General features: G+C 41.1%; 16 protein-coding genes. 5 read left to right on the top strand and 11 right to left on the bottom strand.

Going from position 1 to position 23,966, the window contains the following annotated elements; translation table 11 throughout:
- Positions 1-46: 46 nt before the first annotated feature.
- The 3 genes from kaiC to V7K46_RS09745 form a co-directional block, all read right to left on the bottom strand.
- Positions 47-1,609, bottom strand: coding sequence for a circadian clock protein KaiC (gene kaiC, locus V7K46_RS09755; protein WP_335112519.1), 1,563 nt, complete (start codon positions 1,607-1,609; stop codon positions 47-49).
- A gap of 249 nt (positions 1,610-1,858) precedes the next feature.
- Complete coding sequence (kaiB, locus tag V7K46_RS09750; RefSeq protein WP_335112517.1) at positions 1,859-2,173, bottom strand: circadian clock protein KaiB; 315 nt, start codon at positions 2,171-2,173, stop codon at positions 1,859-1,861.
- Between the two features lie 103 nt (positions 2,174-2,276).
- Positions 2,277-2,858, bottom strand: coding sequence for a KaiA family protein (locus tag V7K46_RS09745; protein ID WP_335112515.1), 582 nt, complete (start codon positions 2,856-2,858; stop codon positions 2,277-2,279).
- Between the two features lie 681 nt (positions 2,859-3,539).
- Here V7K46_RS09745 and V7K46_RS09740 point away from each other — a divergent pair.
- Positions 3,540-6,800, top strand: a complete 3,261-nt coding sequence (locus tag V7K46_RS09740; RefSeq protein ID WP_335112539.1) for an ATP-binding protein — start codon at positions 3,540-3,542, stop codon at positions 6,798-6,800.
- A 176-nt stretch (positions 6,801-6,976) separates the two neighbouring features.
- On the opposite strand, the gene V7K46_RS09735 is transcribed toward V7K46_RS09740, so the two are convergent.
- Positions 6,977-8,923, bottom strand: a complete 1,947-nt coding sequence (locus V7K46_RS09735) for an ArnT family glycosyltransferase (RefSeq protein ID WP_335112513.1) — start codon at positions 8,921-8,923, stop codon at positions 6,977-6,979.
- Positions 8,924-9,212: 289 nt separating this feature from the next.
- Positions 9,213-9,842, bottom strand: a complete 630-nt coding sequence (locus V7K46_RS09730; protein WP_335112511.1) for a hypothetical protein — start codon at positions 9,840-9,842, stop codon at positions 9,213-9,215.
- Between the two features lie 552 nt (positions 9,843-10,394).
- On the opposite strand from V7K46_RS09730, the gene V7K46_RS09725 reads away from it, so the two are divergent.
- Entirely contained in the window at positions 10,395-10,727 is a 333-nt protein-coding gene (locus tag V7K46_RS09725; protein ID WP_335112509.1) for a DUF565 domain-containing protein, read from the top strand.
- A gap of 15 nt (positions 10,728-10,742) precedes the next feature.
- A complete protein-coding gene (locus V7K46_RS09720) occupies positions 10,743-11,795 on the top strand; it encodes a glycerate kinase (protein WP_335112507.1) in 1,053 nt (350 codons plus the stop codon).
- 75 nt (positions 11,796-11,870) lie between these two features.
- Here the strand turns inward: V7K46_RS09720 and V7K46_RS09715 are convergent, their stop codons facing one another.
- The 5 genes from V7K46_RS09715 to V7K46_RS09695 all read right to left on the bottom strand — a co-directional run bounded on the left by V7K46_RS09715 (position 11,871) and on the right by V7K46_RS09695 (position 17,855).
- On the bottom strand, positions 11,871-12,506 hold the full coding sequence (locus V7K46_RS09715) for a restriction endonuclease subunit R (protein ID WP_335112505.1): 636 nt from the start codon (positions 12,504-12,506) through the stop codon (positions 11,871-11,873).
- Between the two features lie 250 nt (positions 12,507-12,756).
- Complete coding sequence (gene hisS, locus V7K46_RS09710; protein ID WP_335112503.1) at positions 12,757-14,145, bottom strand: histidine--tRNA ligase; 1,389 nt, start codon at positions 14,143-14,145, stop codon at positions 12,757-12,759.
- A gap of 152 nt (positions 14,146-14,297) precedes the next feature.
- A complete protein-coding gene (locus V7K46_RS09705) occupies positions 14,298-14,744 on the bottom strand; it encodes a DUF3598 family protein (protein ID WP_335112501.1) in 447 nt (148 codons plus the stop codon).
- Between the two features lie 451 nt (positions 14,745-15,195).
- A complete protein-coding gene (locus tag V7K46_RS09700) occupies positions 15,196-16,617 on the bottom strand; it encodes an aldehyde dehydrogenase family protein (protein WP_335112499.1) in 1,422 nt (473 codons plus the stop codon).
- A 173-nt stretch (positions 16,618-16,790) separates the two neighbouring features.
- Complete coding sequence (locus V7K46_RS09695; protein ID WP_335112497.1) at positions 16,791-17,855, bottom strand: nitrilase-related carbon-nitrogen hydrolase; 1,065 nt, start codon at positions 17,853-17,855, stop codon at positions 16,791-16,793.
- Between the two features lie 273 nt (positions 17,856-18,128).
- On the opposite strand from V7K46_RS09695, the gene V7K46_RS09690 reads away from it, so the two are divergent.
- Positions 18,129-19,058, top strand: a complete 930-nt coding sequence (locus V7K46_RS09690) for an NmrA family NAD(P)-binding protein (RefSeq protein WP_335112495.1) — start codon at positions 18,129-18,131, stop codon at positions 19,056-19,058.
- Positions 19,059-19,614: 556 nt separating this feature from the next.
- The gene (locus V7K46_RS09685; RefSeq protein ID WP_335112493.1) at positions 19,615-21,252 is read left to right on the top strand and encodes a sensor histidine kinase; all 1,638 of its coding nucleotides are present in this window, start codon (positions 19,615-19,617) and stop codon (positions 21,250-21,252) included.
- Between the two features lie 32 nt (positions 21,253-21,284).
- Here V7K46_RS09685 and pbpC read toward each other — a convergent pair whose 3' ends face one another.
- Positions 21,285-23,681: a penicillin-binding protein 1C gene (pbpC, locus tag V7K46_RS09680; RefSeq protein WP_335112491.1), complete on the bottom strand. Its 2,397-nt coding sequence runs from the start codon at positions 23,679-23,681 to the stop codon at positions 21,285-21,287.
- Positions 23,682-23,966: the final 285 nt, after the last annotated feature.

Below are 23,966 nucleotides of genomic sequence, written 5' to 3'. Positions count from 1 at the left end.
ATAGCACGATACTAAATTTAGGAAAGAATATACTACGATACTAAATTCAGGGTTCGGAACTCTGTTTGTCTTCAAAACGTCTAACAATGCGAGAAAGTTCCGCCTTTTCATCGATACTAACGCGAGTAGGAGCACCACTGATAATCCGTTCGTAGTTCCGGAAAGAATCTTTAATATCGGGACCATCAGCAGTGATATTATACTCACGAATGCCCTTATCATGCCAAGACCCTCTCATCTTGAACACGTTAATTGCCCGCGACATTTCTCCGCGAATTTCTACGTACTGTAACATGATAATTGTGTCGGTAATCGTGGAGATATGAGAGTCAGTAATCGAATGAGCTCCCAGAAATTGGTCAGTTGTGTTGGTAAAGAAACCAGTAATTTCTTCTTGTTTAGCATAACCCGTCACACCAATCACAAACTGCCGAAATGCATTATTGCTCACTCCTCTAGCTAGTGCTGATAAAGAATCAATGGCGATGCGAGCTGGTTTGAAGACAGCAATTTCGGATTTAATAATTTGTAAGTGGTCTTCTAAACCAGTTGATTCAGGATAAGTACAGATTATTTTGAGTAAACCTTGATCCTCTAATTCTTCAAAATTAATTCCCCAAGAGGAAGCATTGCGAGATAGTTGGGCGCGTGATTCTTCATAAGCAAATAATATTACCTGTTCTCCATTGAGGCAGCCATCTTGAATAAACTTACTGACTAAGAGGGTTTTGCCAGTACCTGTGGCTCCTGTTGCCAAAATAATTGAATCTTTAAAGAAACCACCACCGCACATTTCATCTAAGGTTTTGACACCAGAAGATACTCTGACATTAGAAGACCGTTGAGTTAAACGCATTGCTCCCAGTGGGAAGATGTTAACTCCTTCATTAGTAATCGTGAAAGGATATTCGCCTTTCATATGAGTTGTGCCGCGCAACTTGAGAATTTCAATTGTGCGACGGCGGCGTTCTCCTTCTAAAGCGTTGCGAACAATTGCTACATTATCGGAAACAAATTCTTCCACACCAAAAGAGGCAACAAGACCATATTCTTCACTACGTTCAGTGGTAATTACAGTGGTGACACTTAGTAGTTTGAGACGTGCTACTAGGCGAAAAATCTCGCGTCGCACTACTCCCATCGCTTCATACTGCTGAAATACCGCTGTTATTGAATCGATTGAAACTCGTTTAGCTTTGTATTTGCGGATGGCATATTGCAAGCGCTCAATTAGTGCAGAAAGGTCAAAATTACCAACGATATCTTGACCTTCTGGATCGGGAGATGCATCAAGAATAAACAACTTGCCTTCTTCGATTAAGCGTGGCAAGTTCCAACCAAAAATATTGGCATTTTTAATAATATCACTGGGTGATTCTTCAAAGGTAACAAATACTCCTGCTTCATCAAAGTAGGTGATACCGTTATAGAGAAATTGAAGAGAGAATAAAGTTTTGCCTGTGCCGGATGTGCCGCTAATCAAAGTAGTTCTACCAAGTGGTAAACCACCATGAGTAATATCATCAAACCCTTCGATCATCGTGCGAATTTTTTCTATACCCCTAATTCTCGGTGGTTGCTTTGGTTCTAGTTGCTCGTTTTCACTCATTGCTTAATAACAAAAGGGGATTAAAAACTGTTTTTTTATTACTAAATTTGAGATTCAATTTTTTCGACACTATTTATAAACTTTCATATTAAGTAGGGTGTGTTATGGCAGAATCTGACTCAAGATAGCGAAAGTAAATTATTTTGCCGGAACGCAACTAGATAAATGGTGCGTTGCGCTACGCTTTAACACCCTACCCTACACAGTTAAAATTTACTTTATAAATGCTCTCTTGCATTATTAATTATTTTACTCTTCAAAATCATCTTCACTCAGTTCTTCATAGAGCAAATCTAATCCAATCAATACTCTTTCTCTATCTGAAAGATCCCCGATAATTTTGCGAACGGGTAGAGGCAAAATTTTAGATAATGTCGGCGTTGCCAATATTTTATCTTCTTCCGCCAGTTGTGGGCTTTTCAGTACATCGATCACTTTTAAAGCATAAACACCTTCAAACTCCTGTTCTAAAATATCTTTGAGTGTTTTTAATGCTCGGACTGAATTCAGGGTGTTCCCTGCTACGTAAAGCTTGAGGAAGTAGTTTTTGTTGGCTTTATTCATATACTTAATGCCTAGTCATTATAATAGAAATACAAGATGCGTCGCGCATTGGGACTAACTAACAGCAGTAGCTTGTTCCAAGTTGAAAATCAATAAATTTAATTTATTTAGAAATCGAACTCCTATAGACTTCGCACAGGTGAGCCAGGATCTCTATCAACGTCAGGCGGTAATCAAGTAACGTTTCATTGCTCCTTCCTTCTAATTTTAGCTGGTGAGAAAATTCTTCAATTACCTCCATGTGAATTTCAATCATTTGGGGCACAGGAATATTAGCATAAAATATAATATTTATAAATTTATCAATTTTTTCCTTGAGTGTTTTGTCTGTGGTAAAATAATTTATAAGAATTAGGCTGTAATCTGACTTAAGCTGTCTTAATAATCCTTGCCGTTCTGCTGGAGTCATCTCCTGAAAATGCTGTTGGCTTTTTTGGGTGTGGCTGAAAAATACATAGACGTACTTATCAGCGTATGCTTTATTTGGATTTGGTTGCAGCCAATTTGGTAAATAGTTGATTTTTCCAGAGGTAGTTGCAACAATAGGTAGGTAGTAAAATTGGGCAATAATCTCGTCAATAAATTTCCACACCCACCTGCTCAAACCTTTTTGGTTGTCTAAGTCAACTGGATTATTTAAACATTTATTAACATCAGGTTGCAGAATCAATATCGGTAATAACATCTATTCTTGAATACATCTCCTTAATCGCCCTGACCAAGAAACGTGGGCTGATAAGTTTGGCTAACGCTTCTATAGTAATACTGGATGTAGAGTAAACTGGTGATTCGACCCAAAAAAATAACGCTCTGTGTTAACAGATAGTGCTAGCCACTAAATAACATAGTGCAGCAACTGAGTGGTAGGATTTACTAGGTCTTTGATGATCAGGTATCTGTCGGCATAATAAGACAGAGTAGCTAATTTATTATTTGTATCTCATCTATGTATATAAATAAATAGATAAATTTTTTTATTTTGCTCCTTGATAAGATACTTAAACGAACTTAAAGGATTGTCGCATTCTAAATCATTATAATTCCTCAAGGTTCTAAAGCGAACCTTTGGAGCCATAATTGTTGTAGCCGTCGCTATCGATGAGGAGTTTAAATACCAGTAAGACACTGGGGAGGCTAGTTGCTAGAAATGAGAAGCGGCAAAAGGAAAAGTCGCCTCTTAGAAAAATGCACTCGTTTGCAAGTAAGTGTCCGTGAGGGGAAATCCCGTTGTTTTAATGGCGTTGAAATAACCAGAGTTGCTTATATGAGTCTTCTTAGAGAATATGGCTTCAGGCGAAAAGACCATCAACAGTTGGCAGATGGAGATGCCGGAGGTTTCCACAGGAAGAAGAACCCCCAAAGCCCTATGTTAATGCTAGATTACCCGCTTTATGACTTTCAGGCAACCGTACCTAGCTGCCCCCAAACAAGTTCTCTGGCAGTGGTGCTGGAGATTTTTGAGCAAGAGCAGTGCGATCGCTTAGTAGTAGTGAATCAACAGCAACGCCCCATAGGATTGCTGTATTCTGCCCGTTTAATCCAAATATTATTAGCACATAGTGACGATAAAAATCTAAATTTACACCAATCACTCTCTACCTGGGGTCAGGGTCTAATTGAGCCAATACAGACAATATTAGGTTCTGAGCCTGTAGAGCAATTGAGCTTGCGCTTGGGTTATCAACAAGCCGAAAAACACTCCTCCTTAGATTGGGCATTGATTGACTCTGATGGTCAATATTTGGGGCTGCTGGATAGTTCACGTCTGTTGCGATTGTTGGCTAAGGAACGCATAGCTGGGTCACTAAGCTCAGGCATCCAGAGGTCGTCTGGTGAGCATCGCCATGAGTATTATGCTAGTGTGCAGACACCAAATGAACCCAAATCATTGGGACACCAGCCACTGGTACAGTTGCTGGAAAGACTGCCTTGGCCTTTGATGTTACAAACGGGTACTGGCGAGGTGGTAGCACGAAATCCCGCTTGGTGGCAGCAATTAGGAGTCTTGAAAGATCCAGAAGGAGTTAGGCAACAGGTGGAGGCAATACTTGTCCCGAAGCCCTCCGAAAAACCCGAATATGTCACTCAACGAGCAATCACGGTTCATCCCAATGGTAGGGAGAATGAGCATGGTGTTGCAGAGGAACCGACCCAGCAAGAAGCATCACCAGATGCTGTATACAGTCGCTGCTATTTAGATAGTCAGGTGGGTACTTGTACCTGCGTTGTCGAAGTGCAAAATGGTCAGGAGCGAATCTGGCAGTTTGCCAAAATTCCATTAGATAGTCCTGAGTTTAAAGTCATGAGTGCAGATTCAGAGGTTGCATTCAGCAATGATTTGTGGTTGGTATTAGCTACTGATGTCACTGAGCAACAACAGCTTTGCAAAGAACTGGCAGCAAAGAATGCTGATTTAATTCAACTAAATCGGTTGAAAGATGAGTTTTTAGCTTGTATTAGTCATGAACTCAAAACTCCCCTAACTGCCGTTCTGGGATTATCACGGTTGCTTGTAGATCAGCAGTTGGGAGAACTTAACGAGCGTCAAGCCCGTTATGCGGGACTGATTCATCAAAGCGGACGCCACTTGATGAGTGTGGTTAATGACATTTTAGATTTGACCCGCATGGAAACGGGACAAATGGATCTGACACTGACCCCAGTAAAAATTCAGGCTGTGTGCGATCGCGCCCTATCAGAAGCCAAAGCCATCCACACCCAACCTAGCAAAGCTACGTCCCAAACTCAACAAAATGCCCGTTCATCTGCTTCCCAATTCAGCCTCTCCATTGAACTAGGCTTAGATCAGATAGTGGCAGATGAATTGCGCTTGCGCCAGATGCTAGTACACCTACTTTCCAACGCCTTTAAGTTCACCGAAATATCTGGTGAAATTGGGCTGCGGGTGAGTCGTTGGGAAGGATGGATTGCCTTTACAATTTGGGACACAGGCATTGGCATTCCTGAACACCAACAACACTTAATCTTTCAAAAATTTCAACAACTAGAAAATCCCCTCACCCGCCAATTTGAAGGCACTGGTTTGGGGCTGGTATTAACTCGGGCCCTGGCTCGCCTCCACGGAGGAGATGTCAGCTTCTTATCTCGTGAAGGTAAAGGTAGCCAGTTTACACTACTTCTGCCGCCCAGTCCGCCAAAAACAGGTTTTTCTGAGCCAGATGTGGGAATCAGAGAAGACGAACAGATGCAACACCAAAAGACACGGGAAAACCCTGTGGCAGATCGTCAGCATGTCAGTACGCCCACACAGCATCATCCCGCTAGTTCGCAACGGTTGGTGTTGGTAGTCGAGGCAGTAGCGCGATATATTGAAGACTTGACCGAAAAACTCAAAGGTTTAGGATATCGGGTAGTGATTGCGCGATCAGGGACAGAAGCAGTCGAAAAAGCTCGGCGCTTGCAACCAATAGCGATATTTTTGAATCCGTTACTACCCCTGCTATCAGGCTGGGATGTGCTGACTTTACTGAAATCTGACAGCGCAACCCGTCATATATCTGTAATTGTGACAGCGACGGCAGCCGAAAAAGAGCAAGCATTTGCTAACCGAGCCGATGGTTTCTTAAGTTTGCCAGTAGAGCATCAGGTATTAGCACCAGTTCTAGAAAAATTATGTGCTGCACAAGCAGTTTTGCAGCTAGGGTTAGATGATAGCGCAATTATCCCAACTAAGACTCCACTGCGAATTCTCAGGTTAGTGAATCCCCATTTGGAATCGGTCAATCCCCACCCCTCACTTCGAGAACACCGGGTGATTGAAGTAGATGACCTAGATCAGGCAGAACTCTTGGCGCGGGTATGGCAGTTTGATGTAATTTTGTTAGATGTCGAAAGTACCACTGCCCAAATTTATCTGCAACAACTAATTGGGCATCCACGTTTGGCGGCTATACCACTGGTTACTTGCGATGTTGCAACCACACTAATAGCTTCTAAAATACCAGGGTTATCTGTATTTCCTTACTTAACACCATTTCCTAAGGACAAGAGCAGTCGCACTGAGAAAACAGATGCCTTACTATCAGTACTGCAAATTGCTTCTGGTATTTGCTGCCCTGCCAACATCTTGGTCGTGGATTTGACAATGCTGCGTGATTTTCCACAGGGAAGACGCAAGCAAGTTAAGGGTTATCAGACTGAAAAAAATTGCTCAATTAGTAGTGAAACTGCTAAACGGGGGTCTGAGTGGTTCCAAGCTTTAATTCAGTACCTACAAACAGCAGGCTTCAAAGCGGCGATCAGTCCCTGTTGGGCAGAAGTGTTACAACAAATTCGCCACCAAAGCGTTGACTTACTGCTAATTTGTTTAGGAGAATCCGCTATCCACAAAGACGTCCTAAAAGCACTGAAAACATTGGGAGATTCGCCTGACAAGTTACCACCAATTTTGGTACTCAATCAGCGATTAAATCGCCCAGAAAGTGTTTCCCAGCCTGGGGTAGCTTATGAGAAAATTGACAAGCAGAAGAAGAATGGTTTGGAATCTATAGAAACTGTTGTGGGTGCGATCGCTACCCAAATATTACCGCGATCAATATCAATGGAAGACCTCTTAAACCAAATCAATCAAGCTTTAGCTGTCAATGGTTACAATCACAAGTGTTAATGGGGAATGGGGAAGAGGCAGAGGGGCAGAGGAGCAGAATTAATAACCAATACAACTCTTGGAGAGGCTGCGCCCTAAGCGTAGCTATGCCGCAGGCTTTACGGCAACTCTTAGAGACGCTACGCGTAGCTTGCTTCCCCGTAGGGGTACGCTCAGTACAAGTGCCCAATGCCCAATTATGATATATCCATTTTTTCATTTTTCTTTTTCTTAAAAGGAATTCTCACCAAGTTATAAGCACCCTTGGTTGATAAACTCTTGTAATCATCTGGCTGTAAGTTCATTTGTAAAAACTTTTTCTGTTCAGCCAACACTAGCACTGAGGGAGGTTTTAATCCTTTGGCAGCCTGGTTTTTAATATGCTCTACAGCCTGTTGGGGAAATCCTAAATAATTTACATGAATGTGGCTGTAAAAAACTACACTAGGCTTTTTGAAGCCAAGCATAATTAATTCTTCATCTGGTTGTTTTGCTTGTAGAATGACCGCAGACAACTCCCTTAAGGGTAATTGACGTTCTCGATCAATAAAGAACGAAGCAGGCGTTAAGACAAAAATTATAAACGCCACAAATCCTAATAAATTAATACTGTTAATGTAGTTCCAACGGCGACTCAGTAATAAACCTGCAACCAAAACAGCACAAACCAGCCAAATTACGGCGGCTATTAGTGGTAAACCAGATCGTTGAATTAATTCGTGGAAGTTACTTATAGCTGGATCAGTACCTAATATGTGGCTTATGTTAAACAGTGCTGTTGCCAAAAATGATAAAAACACTACATTCACCCAACCACTCCAGAGGAGTAAGGGGGGGATGGAAGAAGACGCTGGGAGATGATTAAATACTTTCTCCGTGTCTTTGTGTCCTTGCGTCGTAGTGTCATTTTGATTATCCGTTTTTGGTAAAAGGTCGCTCCACAATAGGGTTACCAGGATTGCCGCTGCTGGCATTAAAGGCAAGACGTAACTAGGGAGTTTGGTAACAGCAATGGTGAAAAAGCCAAAGACGCTAGCAAACCAAAACCAGGCAAATAAACCAAACTGCTGAAAACGTTCAAGGGATCGCCAGTGCGATCGCTGCCAAAACTTTAGTCTTACTATAGAGACTGGTAAATACACTGAGTAGGGCGCAAAACCCAGCAGCACGACTAAAAAGTAAAAATACCAAGGTGCTGAGTGACCGTTAACTACTTCTGTAAAGCGATCCAGGTTGTGATAACCAAAAAAGGAGTTAATGTAATTCCAGCCATTGCGCCAAATTACTAAAGCATACCAGGGTACTGATAAACCTAAAATTATCAGTATACCCATGAGAAAGCGCATTTCCCGCAACACCTCTCGAAACTTTCCCACATAAAGCAAAAAGGCTGCAACAATTAGCCCTGGTAAAACAATTCCCACTGGGCCTTTAGTCAAAATTGCGCCTGCAATCAGCACATAAAAAGCTAAGTACCACTTATTAGGGAATGGGGCATTGGTTATTAATTCTGCTTCCCTGTTCCCTTGCTCTCTTTTTCCCCCTGCTCCCTGCTCCCTGCTCTCTTCCTTGTCTGCGTACCCTAGAAAGAAACATAACAAAGCTGATGCCATACATCCAGTGAGCAGCATATCAGAGACACCCGTTCTCGCCCAAATAATAGTTTCGGGATTGAGTGCCATGAGCGCTACTACCATAAAAGATGTTAAATAGCGGCGAGTAGGACGTGAAACTTGCTCTAATTCGTCTTGTTTAGCCGTATACCACTGGATGGTGTAAAAAGCTAAACAAATTAAGCCTAAGGCTGCGATCGCTGAAGGAAGGCGTACTGCCCACTCATTCACCCCAAAAATTGCATAGGCGATCGCCTGACACCAGTAAACTAAAGCAGGTTTATCGAAACGAGTGTCACCATTAAAAAATGGGGTAATCCAATCACCTGTGACGAACATCTGGCGGGAAGCTTCGGCAAATAGCGGCTCTGTCTCATCAACCAAGCCAGTGTTGCCCAAATTCCACCCAAAAGCTATCCAGCTAATCAATATCAACCACAAAATCGACACAGTTACACCAAGGGCTGGATTCTTTGCTATTCTGTTGAACCACTGATCAACAGTGTGCTTAACACTCAATTTCATTCTCATTAGTCAATAGTCAACAATCACTAATCAATAGTCGTTGATTATCTATCTTTTGTTCTTCGGAGTTTTAAATTCAACAATTTTCTTCTACTCAGTACTCTACACTTTTTCCCGTTCAGTAACGACAGTTGCTCCAAGTCACCAGAGAAAGTTCTCCAACACACTAGTACACTATGGCGTTTACCTAGCTTAGACAAGGGGCAAAATCCCCTTGTCTAAGTCCTTTGTCTGGGTGATGGTAGCTGAATTTACGCGCTTGCCGGACTATTTCTTCAGTACTACTGAATATCAACTATGGACTCAGCATTAGTTGCCATTCTCTGTTTTGGGAATTCCACTTAGGTAATTGAGTTTCCCCAACAACATAGGGGCCCCAGTAACGACGAGAGCCATCTTGTGCAAAAGCAACTAAAATATCTCCCTTCTCCAGCTTTAAATTATTCTGAGGTAGGGATAGAATCAGTCCCTTATCACTACCTTCTTGGGGAGCAAAATCCCAATGTGCCGGTATATCATAGTTAGTCTGTTTAGTACCACCTTTTGCTACCGATCGCGCCAGTAGAGCCAGGCGCACAGGCTGATTTGTTTGATTGCTCATTCGCAAAGTCCCTTGATCGTTGGCTTTGCTTGCTGATTTCTCACGATCTGCCAAGACAGAATGAGTATTCTCTCTACTGCTATGTTCTACTTGATTGGTTGGGGTCGCTCCTGGAGTCGATAGACTAGTGGAAATACCTTTTTCAGGTGAAACGGGTGTAGACGAAGTTGTATTCCACTGGGTAGTTTCAGTTGGCAGTTGTGAAGATGTATCTGGGTTTGTGGACTCTAAGGATACGCTTACTCCAAAACATCCCATTAGAGTAACAAGCAGTCCCAAGCAACAAGCTGTAACACCGACGTTGCGATACACTGAAGATTTCATATTGATAATTTTTAGAAATAAATATTTTGTCTAAGCTTGACCAAATAGTAGCCTGTTATCACAAAAGGCAATCATAGAAAGTAGCTTAATATAGACTTTCCTAAAATTAGGGATATCAATGTATTATAAATATCATTTTGAGTAGAAAATATTCGGAGTAAATTATTTCCTTGATAACAAACAATGAGTATAAACACTCACTTGCTTGTACCTCGACCGTAAGCTTAGATAAAATAAGAAAATTAGAAACCGAGCCAGCCAATTCATTTAGATAAAAAAATCAAAGCTTCCTAAAACCGTTAGCGGCCTCAACAAAGCATCCTTTGCCAAACCTTAGATAAATCTAAGATGTATATTTCATGTTGCGTTATAATAATCACCTTTTTAAGGACTTGTACTTCCCTAAAGATGATCGGATGTGCAAATTAAATAAATACTGGAAGCCCAGCACATATCTATAATATTAACAAACAAGCTTAGGCTCAAACCAATATCCTCTTTGAATATAAAGATATTTCAAGATATCTTGACTTTTCCCCAGAAGTCTATTTGATGCAAAACACTCGTCTGAATAACTTGTTGGATGCCATTGCTACACGCTTGGGGCAATGGTTTTTAAATCCTTGGCGGCGACTATCGTTGCTGATAATTAGTTTTTTGTTCGGTTTTTTTCTGGGAAACGCAGTTTCCACTACAGCCGGTCAAGAGGGTGTATTCGACATTGTGGTAGCTGCTTTTTTAGTACTGCTGACAGAAATTACTAGTAGGATATTTTATAGTCGCGGCTTTTTGGAAAAGCGATCGCTCTTAGTAGACTTACTAAATTTCCTCAAAATTGGTTTCATCTATAGCCTGTTTCTCGAAGCCTTTAAGCTGGGATCGTAGTGAGATGGGGAATTTATGAATTTGTGGGTGGATGAAATTTTGGCAACGGATGCAGTGGGGGAAACTTGGCAGCGCAAAGCAACAGAAGCAGCGCTGGCAGATACGTTAAGGGCTAAAGCTTTTGGGATCACGCCGGAAAATGTCGATCAAGTGATCGAAAAGCGATCGCATTTACTAAAATCTGTCTTCCCAGCCTTTAGTCAATTCTGCCTAACTAACCTCCAGATAGAACCCCAGAAAATGTTACAGGTATTGTGGGACTTGTGGCTTCCTTTGGGGATCAAACTCGCATCGCAGCGCCAACAGTTGGCACGCCCCCTGATTCAGGGAATATTGGGAGGACAAGGGACTGGGAAAACCACAATGTCCAATGTTCTCAAGTTGATTCTCAATCAGTTGGGATACCGGACTCTGAGTTTGTCTTTGGATGACTTGTATAAAACTTACAGCGATCGCTTGGTTTTAACAAAGCAAGATCCCCGCTTGATTTGGCGCGGCCCACCAGGAACCCACGATGTAGATTTAGGCTTAAATGTACTAGATCAAATCCGCCAGTTGCAAAGTCCAGTTATGGTTCCCCGCTTTGATAAATCTGCCTATGGAGGCGCTGGCGATCGCACTATTCCAGAAATCGTCACAAACATAGATATTGTACTATTTGAAGGTTGGTTTGTGGGTGTGCGGCCAATTGACCCAAATGTATTTGATACTGCACCACCGCCAATTCTCACAGATGAGGATAGAGCATTTGCCCGTGATATTAATCTTCGCCTCCACGATTATTTACCACTGTGGGAGCGATTAGATAGCTTAATTGTGCTATATCCCACCGATTATCGCTATTCTTTGGAGTGGCGCAAACAGGCGGAACAGCAGATGATTGCTGCGGGTAAATCGGGAATGAGTAATGCAGAGATAGAGAAATTTGTCAATTATTTTTGGCGATCGCTTCACCCCGAATTATTCATCAAGCCGTTGGTAAAAGATGCAACAGTAGTTGATTTAGTGATTGAGATTCATGCTGATCATAGTTTTGGTAAAGTGTATTGCGATCGGGGTAATTCGTAATTCGTATTGCTTAAAGCGTGATTTATCCTACTCCTTAAACCAAAAATGCCAGAGGTATCATTACAGCTTTTCCTTTTAAAGCTGACAAATTGCTTTTAGAACTTGTAGCAACTGACTTGAACGCTCTCTTTCCATTAAATTTAACTCCGGCAACAGATAATAAATAGGGGGATTTCCTTGTTCAATATAAACAAATTGATAACCTCTACCATTAGTCGTTAATCCCCAAACTGATTTTTGATTATCTAAATTTTTATAAGAGTATGTGACTAGCTGAGGTAAACCTGTTGATATATCAATCTGACTATTTTTAGATTCAATTAACAATACCCAAAAATATCTTTGAGGTTTAATCTGTTTAGCTTTACTAATGGCTAAAATATCAAATCTTCCTTTAATTTTGATATCTTCATCTTCAACTTCAATATCAGCAATATTCTCCTCCAAAACAATCTCAAGAGGATAGCGATAAAAACCAGCTAGTCTTAATAAAGGGGCAACTGCAAGAAACTTTACCTGACCTTCAGAAACTTTGCCTGCTGTAAGATATCTATCAAAATCATGCTGAATTTGTTTAAGTTCCTGCGGTTCTATTTCGGTGAGAGGTTCCAGAGATAAATAATTAGAAAATGAGTCATTGTACTGTTTTTGAAAGCCAAACAGACGATGAACTTCTTCTAAGGATAAATTACTAGCGTTGAGAATTGTCATATATTTTTGCTTAATTAAGGTGCAACCTAATCCAAATATCTTATAAAATCTATTTTACCGCCTATTTGACTGACCAAGTTTGTTAAGCTGCAACAAAAAAGATTTGTCAATTAATCAAATATTAACCCTCAAGCAATTCCCTTTAAACTTCTTGACTCTGTGTTCTCTGCGCCTCTGTGGTTAAAGAAAAAGCTTTTGAACCACTCCAGACACGGAGAGCGCAGAGATAAAAAGAGATTTTAGAAGTCTATTAACCAAGCCTTCTTTTAACTTCTTTAGCTAAATCTATTAATAACACTTCTACTTGCTCACCTGTTTTCAAATCTTTGAGCGAGGACTTTTGCGCTGCTGCTTCTTCAGAACCAATAATTACGCAAAATTGAATTCCTTGCTTATCGGCTAGCTGAAATTGTTTACCCAAGGCACGCTTATCAAAGTTAGTGATAACATTAATTCCAGCCTGACGCAGATGTTGAGAAACTTTTAAATAAGTTGGCATTAAATCTTCTTGCATATTCACTACCATCACTTGGGCTGGTGTTGCAGCTAAGGTACTAAGAATACCAGCTTTTAGTAAACGACTAATTAAGCGAGTTAAGCCGATAGAAATGCCTACACCAGGCATTTTCTCACCCAAAAATACCCCGACTAATTCTTCATATCTCCCGCCAGAACAAATACTACCTAAAGCTTCATGTCCTAATAAAGTTGTTTCGTAAACTGTGCCGGTATAGTAATCAAGACCACGGGCAATAGATAAATCAATACAGAAACGATTTTCGGGAACTCCGAGATTACGCACGCCTGCAATTACTGTTTCTAATTCGCTAATTCCTAGACTGAATAGCTCGGTTTCTGGCAGGTTTTGTGCAAGGTGATTAAGCTTATCTAATACTTCATCAATAGAACCATCAATTTTAATAAAATCAATAATTTTCTGAGTCTGTTCTTCTGAAACTCCCTGGTTATCTAAATCTTGTTTTACTTTACGTTCACCAATTTTTTCTAGAGTATCGACGATGCCAATACAGGATTTAATTTGGTTTTCAGCAATTCCTACGGATTTAAATAAACCTGTAAGAACTTTACGATTATTGATGCGAATTAGAAAATCACCGATATTAATTGCTTCAAATATCTCAGTGATAATTGCAGGCATTTGAGCATCATACAGCAAGCTGAGTTCACGACGAGCGACTACATCAATATCGCACTGACGAAACTGACGAAAACGCCCATCTTTCGCCCGTTCTCCCCGAAAAACTACATCCATTTGATAACGAGCAAAGGGAAAGGTTAACTCATTTAGGTGACGGGCAATATAAGCTGCCAAAGGAACTGTTTGGTCAAACTTTAAAGCTCTTGCTTCCGAACCAGTTTCACCCGATTTATCTCTCTCAGCTTGTCGATTTGGTGGCAGAATGGGATCAATACCATAAATGATATTGTCGCCTTGATTCCCTTTAGCTTGCAGCACTTCTAAACGTTCTACAGCAGGTGTTTCGATGGGCGTAAATCCATAGCTTTCAAAAACTCTACGGATGATATCTAGTAAATATAATTCTAGACGCTTTTCATTAGGCAGAAATTCTGGAAAACCGCTAGGAGTAGAAAAGTTTATTTTGTCACCTTTTGCCATGCGTGTACCTTACTAATCTGGTGGGGTGCATTAGGACTAATGTCCATAATGCACCGAAAATCTAAGATGGTGCGTAAGAGAGCGGCATAACACACCCGACAAAACTACTGGAGAATAAAGAAATGAGTGCTTATCTTTGAGAGGATAAATTACTATCTTAGCCGTTCTTCTTGAATTAGGGTGCGTTGAAAGATTTGATTATTCTTAAACCAATGCCAAGTGCGGGCACGATTGTTATTATCAGGACTAATGTAAATCATTTCATATAAGCTCATTTCTGGGTTTGTCTTATAACTAAACCACAAAATAACAACTGAATCATCTGCTTCCCAAGCTTTTCCTTGAATACGATCGGTGTCAAACCAGAGCTTATTATCTTTATAGCTTCCTGGAAATTCATACTCTTCTCGTTTACCATCAGACCAATTGTAGCGATTGATTTGGTAGTAGGGATGAGGCTTATTTTCGGGAAATTGACAGGTTAAATGAGACTCATAACTGTCGAGGATTTTTCCTGTTGTATCAATTAATGTATAAGTTCCTACCCAATCTCCTTCATGACGGGCAAGTACGGGCATTCCTTCTCGAATATTAGACATTGCAATTCACCTCTCAACAATCGTAGGTAAGGCACACAACACAAGGTAAAAACAACAGTTTGAGCGGGTAAGCAATGCTCACCCTACAAAAACTACTGAATATTAGCATTGGCATTGTAAGTCGATGCATTAACATTGTAAGTCGATGCATTAACATTGTGAGTTGATGCAATGCCATTGTGAGTTGATGCAATGCCATTGTGAGTTGATGCAATGCCATTGTGAATTGATGCAATGCCATTGTGAGTTGATGCAATGCCATTGTGAGTTGATGCAATGCCATTGTGAGTTGATGCATTAAGTAAGTCGGCGAGAAAAATTCAATCTATATGAACCCACATAAATTTGTAGTAAGGTGTGTTATGCCGTAGGCTAACGCACCTTGAATTGTTGACAGTGCTGTACTCTCAGAGATAACGCACCCTACATTTTAATTTATTAACTGAGAGTGTCAAGCTTCATTATCAAACCACCAAGGGTCATTAGTAGCGTTAGTTTTAATTAAAATAGCTTTTTTTCGCATGAACCGCTTCAACGCCGCTGCACCCATGCGTGACCCTCCCATACCAGAGAATTTGAAGGCGTTTTTCTCTCCCTCGTGCATGAGGGCGGTGAGTCCAGCATCATTGATACTGATGGCACCTGCATCTATTTGGTGGGCAACTTCTAAGGCTTCTGCTTCGGACTGGGCAAATACAGCAGCACTCAATCCATAAATTGAGTCATTCGCTAAAGAGACTGCTTCCTCTACTGTGGAAAAAGGCATTATTGGCATAATCGGGCCAAAAGTCTCTTCTGTCATAACTTTCATGGAATGATTAACCTGGGTGAGAACTGTCGGACGACACCACCAACCTCCACCTAAGTCTTCAATTACACCGCCGCAGTGAATTACTGCTCCTTTTTCAACTGCATCTAGGAGATGGTCGCTAATAATTGCTGCTTGTCTTTCGGCGATGATGGGGCCAATTTCTCCACTTTCGACTGTCGGATAGGCTAGCCCAAGGCGATGTGCTTTGGCTACTAGTTGATGGTAAAACTTTTCAAATATCGATTCAGCAACATAAATTCGCTCAATTGATAGGCATGACTGTCCGGTGTTGACGACGGAACCCCACAAGATTGCTGAGGTTGCTAATTCTAAATTGGCTGATTCTAAAACGATCGCAGGATCTTTTCCCCCTAATTCCAAAAAAGCTGGAATAAATCGTTTAGCAGCCGCTTCTGCCACTTTTCTCCCTGTAGCCACACTCCCTGTAAAACATACCAAATCTACATTTTCAATCAAAATAGAACCGGTTTCGCCTGCTCCTTCAACAAAAGTTAAGACCTCGCGCAATTTGGGAACGGCGTTGAGTGCTGTTGTCAGTGGTGCTACGAAGCGGGGAGCAATTTCACTGGGTTTGACAATCACAGCACAACCCGCCAACAATGCCGGAATGGTATCAATGTTAGACAGCAACAGCGGAAAATTCCACGGGCTAATTATCCCAACTAGGGGATAAGGAACAGATGTTTGTTGCAAGGCGATAAACGGAATGGCTGTATTTTTTGCAGATTCTTGCAGTAACTCCGGTGCTAACTTACACCAGCGATCAATGCTAGAGAGGAAGGAGTCTATTTCTAGTACTGAGGTTGATAATCTTCCAGTATCATTTACTAAAGCTTCCGTGAGGCGATCGCGTTCAGATAATATCGCTTGTTTCCACTGCTGTAAGGCTTCAATTCTCCCCTCTAAACCCAACTGCTGCCAGCGAACTTGCGCCCTGCGGGTGCGCTTACATTGCTGTGCCAGCAGCCTTGGGGGCGGCGGGATAATTACGTAGTCAAATTTGCCAGTTCGGGGATTGCGGACTTCTATTGGTTTTGTCATGAGGCAGGAGGCAGGAGGTAGGAGTTATTCAATTTTGGATTTTAGACTTCGGCTACGCTCAGTCGAACGATTTTAGATTTTTTCTTCAATCCCAAATCCTAGTTGCGCTGGAAGCGCACCAAAGGTGCGACCCAAAATCTAAAATTCTTCTGCCCAACGCCCCATTAGCCGATTCAAATTATCCCCAGTTTGACTAAGCGCTCAATGGTGGCTTGCTGCGTTTGCAAGAAGTGTTTGCGGTCTACTTCTCCTTCCAGCATAGTATTAGCCGGGTAAAAGTGTGACTGTCTGTAACTTTCGGCATATAGCTCAAACCGTTGGCGTGCAAGTAAATTATTTAACCCAGGTCGGCGGCGATCGCGGCGTAATGCTCCTAAATCAATCTCTGCAAATGCTGCCATGCTCTCGCCTGCGCCTGTTTCTGCTAAAACGATTCCGCGATGGTCAATGATTTTAGAGCCACCATCAGCCGAAGCAATGGGGATGGCAATATTAGCGATACCTGCGGTATTAGCTGAAACTACGTATACCATATTTTCCACAGCGCGAGTGATTTTTGCTGCATCTTTGGGGGTGAGGTTTTTGTTATACACTTCTGAGGTGGAATGCACAAAAATCTCCGCTCCTCGCATCGCCAGACACCGCGCCACTTCTGGATATAAAATTTCTTCTGATGCTAAAGCTGCCAAATTACCGATCGCAGTTTTGGCTACGGGGAAAACTCCCTCTAAACCATAGCAGTCAAGATACTTATCCCAAACATCATGGGGTGTGGGAGCAAATAAGGAATTCAGCCGCCGATACCGCAAGACAATTGAGCCAGAGGGGTCAAGAATAAAGCAGGTTTGGAAGTACAATCCGGGAAAGTTGGGATCAACTTCGTAGGCGTTACCAGCCAAAAAGATTTTATGCTTTTGGGCAATTTTACCAAGTGCCTCATACTCAGCACCAGCCATCTCTATACAAGCTTTTTCTGCCCAGCCTGAGAGAGAATCTCCCATCGGGAAACCAGTGAGGAAATATTCTGGCAGGACAATTAAACGACAATCAAAGCCAATGAAAGCGATACTGGCAGCAATTTGTTGAGCTAGGCGATTGATGGAGTTTTGCATGAGCGATCGCGCTTGGTGGCGTAGGCGTAGCCCGCCTTCGGCATCGCTTGCTTGGTTGACTGCATGGCACGTAACTTGGAGTGCCAAGGCCCGGAATGAGTTGAGATTATCGGTGTTATTGTCCAAAATTCCTCACCAATTCTATAAAATGCGATGCCTTCTCTACGAGACGCTTTGCGAACTGCGGGCTACGCCTACGTCACCCCAGAGCGATCGTACAAGTTTATCTGTCAATTCAGATCAAAACATCTGTGCGTAAGTCCTAGTTTTTGGTCTTGTGATAACTGTACCAGCAAGGATAATTAGATTGTTTAAATCAGGTTGCTACTTAATTGTTGTTTGCTTCTCCTGTCTTTGGATAAACTTAATTTAAATAAAGAACTCCAGGTAGAAGAGAGAATGTCAAATTTCCCCGATCGCACAGAGTCAAACACCGATAAAGTCTTACTCATCGGAGTTACTGGCGGCACAGGTGGAAATGTCGTTAAAGGATTTCTCGAACAGGGAGTTACCAACCTGCGAGTCATCACTAGAGAAATTGATCTTAATCGTCCAACTCTTGCAAAGCTCAACGATGCCAAAGTTGAACTGGTAAAAGCCAACCTCGACGATGAAGCCTCTCTCATAGCAGCCTTTGCAGGAATTTCGGCTGTTTATTGCCATGCTACTTCTGCGGACTCTCCTAAAATTGACCCGCTAGAGGTGGAGAGGGCAAAGCGAGTTGCACAAGTTGCAAAACTTGCTAACATCAAACACTTTGTCTACAATTCCGCAGGTGGGGCGGACAGGAATTCAGGAATCCCCCGCATTGAGCAAAAGTACCAAGTGGAGAAAATTCTAAAAGAAGCTGGCTTACCGACTACTATGTTGCGAGCTTGCTTGTTTATGGAGGAGTTTTGGAAGAAGTATACGCGACCTTCTATCCTCAAAGGTAGTTTCCCATTTTCCATTCAGCAAGACAAGCCGCTTCATCTAATTACAACGAAGGACATGGGCCGCGTTGCTGCCTACGTAATTAAACATCCCACCAAGTATATTGGTCAAGAAATTGAGCTAGCTGGCGATGTGCTGACCCCTCTTCAGATGGCAGAGGCATTCTCCCAAGCGCAGGGGATGAAAGTTATCCATAAAGAGACACCCGCCTGGATTTTCTTACTCTTGCTGCAAAGGGAACTGTTCGATTTGATTCAGTGGTATCGCAAACAAGGTTATCAAGCCGATGTCCAGCGTTTACGAGAAGAAGAGTTTCCTGGACTTCTGACCACATTTAGGGAATTTCTGGCAGAAACCAACTGGGCAAATGCAGAACTTACCTACGAGAGTCTGTGATCGGACTAGTAGACTGTGGCGAAAGTTTACCTACTTTTAACAAGTTGCTCAGAGCAACTTGTTAAGCCCCAAATCTTGTTAATTGAGATGGTAGCGTTATTTTTGGCGTGTTGTACTAGTGATATTTTAATGATTTCAACGTCAGCTGGGTTTTGAAGTCAAATGTTCCAGTTTTGAAGGGGATGTTTGAGCTTCTAAAGTCCAAGTTTCGAGTTCACAGGATCAAATGTGCAGTTCTGAGAGTGAAGCTTGGAGTTCAGAAGGGTGACTAATAAACTAGATTTATTCATATATAAATTTTTTGCTAAATTTATATATCCATATCCTTATAATTTTTCTACGTCAGATTTAATAATTTTTAATTTAGGTTTTATATATGGCAGAAGTATTAAAACAAAACAAATAAGTAAAATTGACTTTGAAATTTATAAAAATGAAACTGTAGGATATTTGAGAAACCTTTTTGGGATTAATACTAAGCATATAAAACTTATGTAATAGGATAAAATTTGGTTACTATCTACTTTTAATATAATATTTAAACAATACTATTAAAATGCACCTACCTTATAAAGTGAGATTCGTTGCCTCTCAATTAGTAACTGTAACAGTACTGCTGACATTACTCTTGTTTCTTCCTCAAATTTGGCTCAACTGGCAAGCATATTATAACTTCAATAGTATTACTAAACATGAATTTAAACTACAAACGCTGAGTGATGAAATTACTTATCTTGATGAAGTATTAACGATGTCAGCCCGCATGAATGCTGCTACAGGAAACTCTACTTGGGAGGAACGATATCGCAAATTTGAACCTCAACTTGACATTGCTATTAAAGAATCTATTAAACTGGCTCCTCAAGCATATAAAAATGAGGATGCTAAAAAAATTGATGTTGCTAATCAGCGCTTGGTTACAATGGAATATGAATCTTTTGAATTAGTTAAGAAAAATCACAAAGAGACAGCACAACTACTACTTTCCAACCGCGAATATGAAACTCAGAAGCATATTTATGCTGATGGTGTTACAAAAAGAAATCGTAATATCTCATTTGAGTTACAGCAGAAAGTTGATGAATATTACAAAAAAATATTTTGGGCAGTTTTAGAATCTATTATAAGTTTAACAATGCTGATTCCGGCATGGCTTTTGGTATTGCATTTATTGCAGCAATACTTAAAGGCTAAAAAAATTGCACAAGCCGCTTTAGAAGAAGCGAATTGTAGGTTAGAAATGCAAGTGGCGGAGAGAACGGCAAAATTAAAATACAAAAATTTTCAACTACAACAGACACTGCAACAATTGCAACACACTCAAGTACAACTTATTCAAACTGAAAAAATGTCCTCATTAGGTCAGCTAGTTGCTGGTGTTGCTCATGAAATTAATAATCCAGTTAATTTTATTTCTGGTAACCTGCTCCATATTAAAGAATATAGTCTGCAATTACTAACTTTAATTAAACTGTATCAGCAATATTCTAATTATAATCCAGAAATAACTAGTCTGATTAAGAAGATGGACTTAGAGTTTATTATTGATGATATGCCGAAAATCTTATCCTCAATGGCAGTTGGTACTGAGCGCATTTGCGAGATTGTGCTAACTTTACGTAACTTCTCGCGTCTTGATGAAGCAGAAATGAAACCTGTTGATATTCATGAAGGAATTAATAGCACGCTATTAATTTTACAGCATCGTTTCAAAGAAAAGCATAAACAGCAAGAAATTGCAGTAATCAAAGATTATGGTAATTTGCCTCTTGTTGAATGTTATGCAGGAGGATTAAATCAGGTATTTATGAATATCTTCAGTAATGCTATTGATGCTTTATATGAACGGGAAGTAGAGTGTTTAAAAGGAGAGATTAAAAAACACCATAGTTTTATTATTGTCCATACTCAAATTAAAAATGAAGACTGCGTGATTATTAGTATTAAAGATAATGGACCAGGAATAACCGATGAAGTTAAGACTAGATTGTTTGACCCTTTCTTTACTACTAAACCTATAGGTAAAGGTACTGGCTTAGGATTATCTATTAGTTACAAAATTATAGTAGATAAGCATAAAGGAAAAATCAACTGTATTTCTGCACCTGGTAAGGGTACAGAGTTTGTGATTGAGATTCCTATCAAGCAAACACGGGAAGTAACTATATTAACACCAGATAGCAGGTCTAAATGATGCCGAAAACTTTGGGCGTTTACCCTATCTCTTTAAGAATTACTAATAGAAAATCCCCGACGCGTGGGTTTAAGACTAGCTAACTCTACCTGAAAACTTATTTTATCGCTCATTTCCCCACTCCTCGCTTCCAAAGTCCACTTACCAGGACGCAGATACCAAAATAAAGAATTAGTTGAGTTTGTATCTAATTTTTCACCATTCAGCCACCATTCTACAGGCGCAAATTTATTTCCCGCTAGCTTAAATTCCAATTTTTGCTTCGCTTCTTCACCTGGATACACTAAGAATAAATCGCCATTATGTGGAGATAAAATTCTCAAATTGGTAGAAGTAAAATTTGATTGCTGTTGTTTTGCCAACCACTCATCATACTCTGGTGGTAAATTGAACTTGTTTTCTCCTTCGTAGGCAATTTTATCTTCTGGATAGAAATATTCCTGCACTACTGAGGTACAATCTGGTGTTGGTCGTAACCCAGAAATTGCACAAACAGGTAATTGCACTAAACCTTCTGGGGGTGGAAAACCTGCTGGTTCTTGATGTTCGTGCAGGTGTAACATAATCCGATTCCACAAAGGTGCTGCCCCTGTAACGCCTGAAACTTGTCGCATCGGTTCACCGTTGAAATTGCCTACCCAAGTAGCAACGGTGTAATCTGTGGTAAAGCCAACTGTCCAAGTATCACGAAAATTGGAAGAAGTGCCAGTTTTAACAGCAGAAGCAAAGGGTAAATTTAACACAGAGTCTACACCAAACGCTGTGGCACGAGCATGGCTGTCACTTAGCATGTTGGTAATTAGTTGCCATATCGTCGTCGAATTTTGCGAAAAGTTGTAAGCAGGATTTCCCTGCGTAGCAAACTTTTCAAGACGGATTTTAGATTTGGGACTTCGGCTTGGGGAATTGGAAAATGTGCTTACTAAAGGAATGGCGTCTCCAAGTCGTGCCATAGTAACGTAAGCTCTAGCTAATTCCCATAAAGTGACTTCGCCACTACCTAAAGTCAAACCCAAACCATAATGTTCTGGTGTTTGATTGAGGTGTTCAAATCCCAGTTGATGTAGTCGTTCTAAGAAAGTTTCCACGCCTACCTTTTCTAATACCCGCACTGCTGGTACATTTAGGGAATTTGCTAAAGCGATTCGCACCCGCACTGGGCCAAGAAAGCGTTCAGTATAATCTGTTGGGCTATAAAGTTTCGCGCCGGGAATTGCATAATGGGCGGGTACATCTGCCAAAATGGTATTTGGGTGAATTAAATCTTTTTCTAAAGCTAATTCATACACAAAAGGCTTGAGAGTAGATCCTGGTTGACGTAGCGCCTGCACTCCATCATTGCGTCCCAGTTTTGCTTCATTAAAGTAATCAGGTGAACCAACATAAGCTAAAACTTCACCAGTGCGGTTGTCAATCACCAATGCAGCTGCATCATGGACATTGTTCGCGGCTAAGGAAGAAATTACCTGCTGCACCTGTGCTTCGATAAACTGCTGTAAAGGACGGTTTATAGTCGTGCGAATAACGGATTGATCCCCCCTAGCACCCGTTAACAAGGGGGAAACATAGCCCTGCTTTTCAACGGGGGTTGGGGGAATCTGATTGGCTAACCAAAATAAAAAGTGTGGTGCGGCGATAATTCCCTGTTGGCGAGACTGAAACACAACCTTTTCAGTGTGTGTTCGGGCTGCGATCGCTCCACTAATATACTTTTCCTGTACCATCCGATTGAGGACGTATTTTTGTCGCTGCTTCAGCCGTTCCCGATGCTCATAAGGGTTAAAGTATGTGGGATTATTGGGAATAGCAGCCAACAAACTAGCTTGAGCAAGATTCAACTCACTAGCTGGGATGGAAAAATAAGTCCGCGCAGCTGCTTCTACACCATATATATTCCCTCCCATTGGTAGACGATTGATATATGCAGAGAGAATTTCATCTTTATTCATCCCTGCTGCTAACCGCCAAGATAGCCAAACCTCACTCAGTTTACCAGAGAAGCTGCGAGGGACAGGATCTAACATCCGCGCCAATTGCATCGTAATTGTAGAAGCACCGGAAACAACTCTTTTGGCATGGATGGCTTCTTTGCTGGCGCGGACAACTGCTTTCATATCCAACGCCCCGTGATCGTAAAAGCTGCCATCTTCGGCGGCTAAAATGGCATGGATAAACTGGGGAGAAACCTGATTTAGTGGTATTACTGATGTATGCTCTTGGTCACGGGTGAGCAGTGTTCCTAATGGTAAACCATTGCGATCGCTAAATTGCATTGCCAACTGATTTTGGGCAATATCTGCGGCACGAAGGGGCGCAAAATAAGGTAGTAAGCGTACCACTAGGCATATGAGCAGCCCAGCTAAAATAACTTTACTAGTTTTACGCAGTTTGTGCTTAATTTTAGTTAGCGATCGCGAAATTAGTTTCATCAGGGAATCCCCTGTTTAAGAAAACTTACCTTAATTTTTCCGCTGACTTACTTACATCAGTAAATATGTCAAATCCTTAATAATTCATTTTTACTAACTTAGCAAATCTAAATTAATGTTTGCGAAATTTCAATACTTCTTTATAGTTAAGAATTGTAGTTATTTTTTGGAACAATCACACTGAATTAGCTATCTATGTAAATAAACATAGTCAAATCCAAGTTTTGAGTATAAATAGCTAGTCAATGGGCGGACTTTATTAGTGTTAGCATTGCTCACTTAATC

This window comes from Nostoc sp. (assembly GCF_036917395.1).
GTDB lineage: Bacteria > Cyanobacteriota > Cyanobacteriia > Cyanobacteriales > Nostocaceae > Nostoc.
Note: the sequence above shows the minus strand (reverse complement) of the source record. Positions and strands in the feature narration are given on the sequence as shown.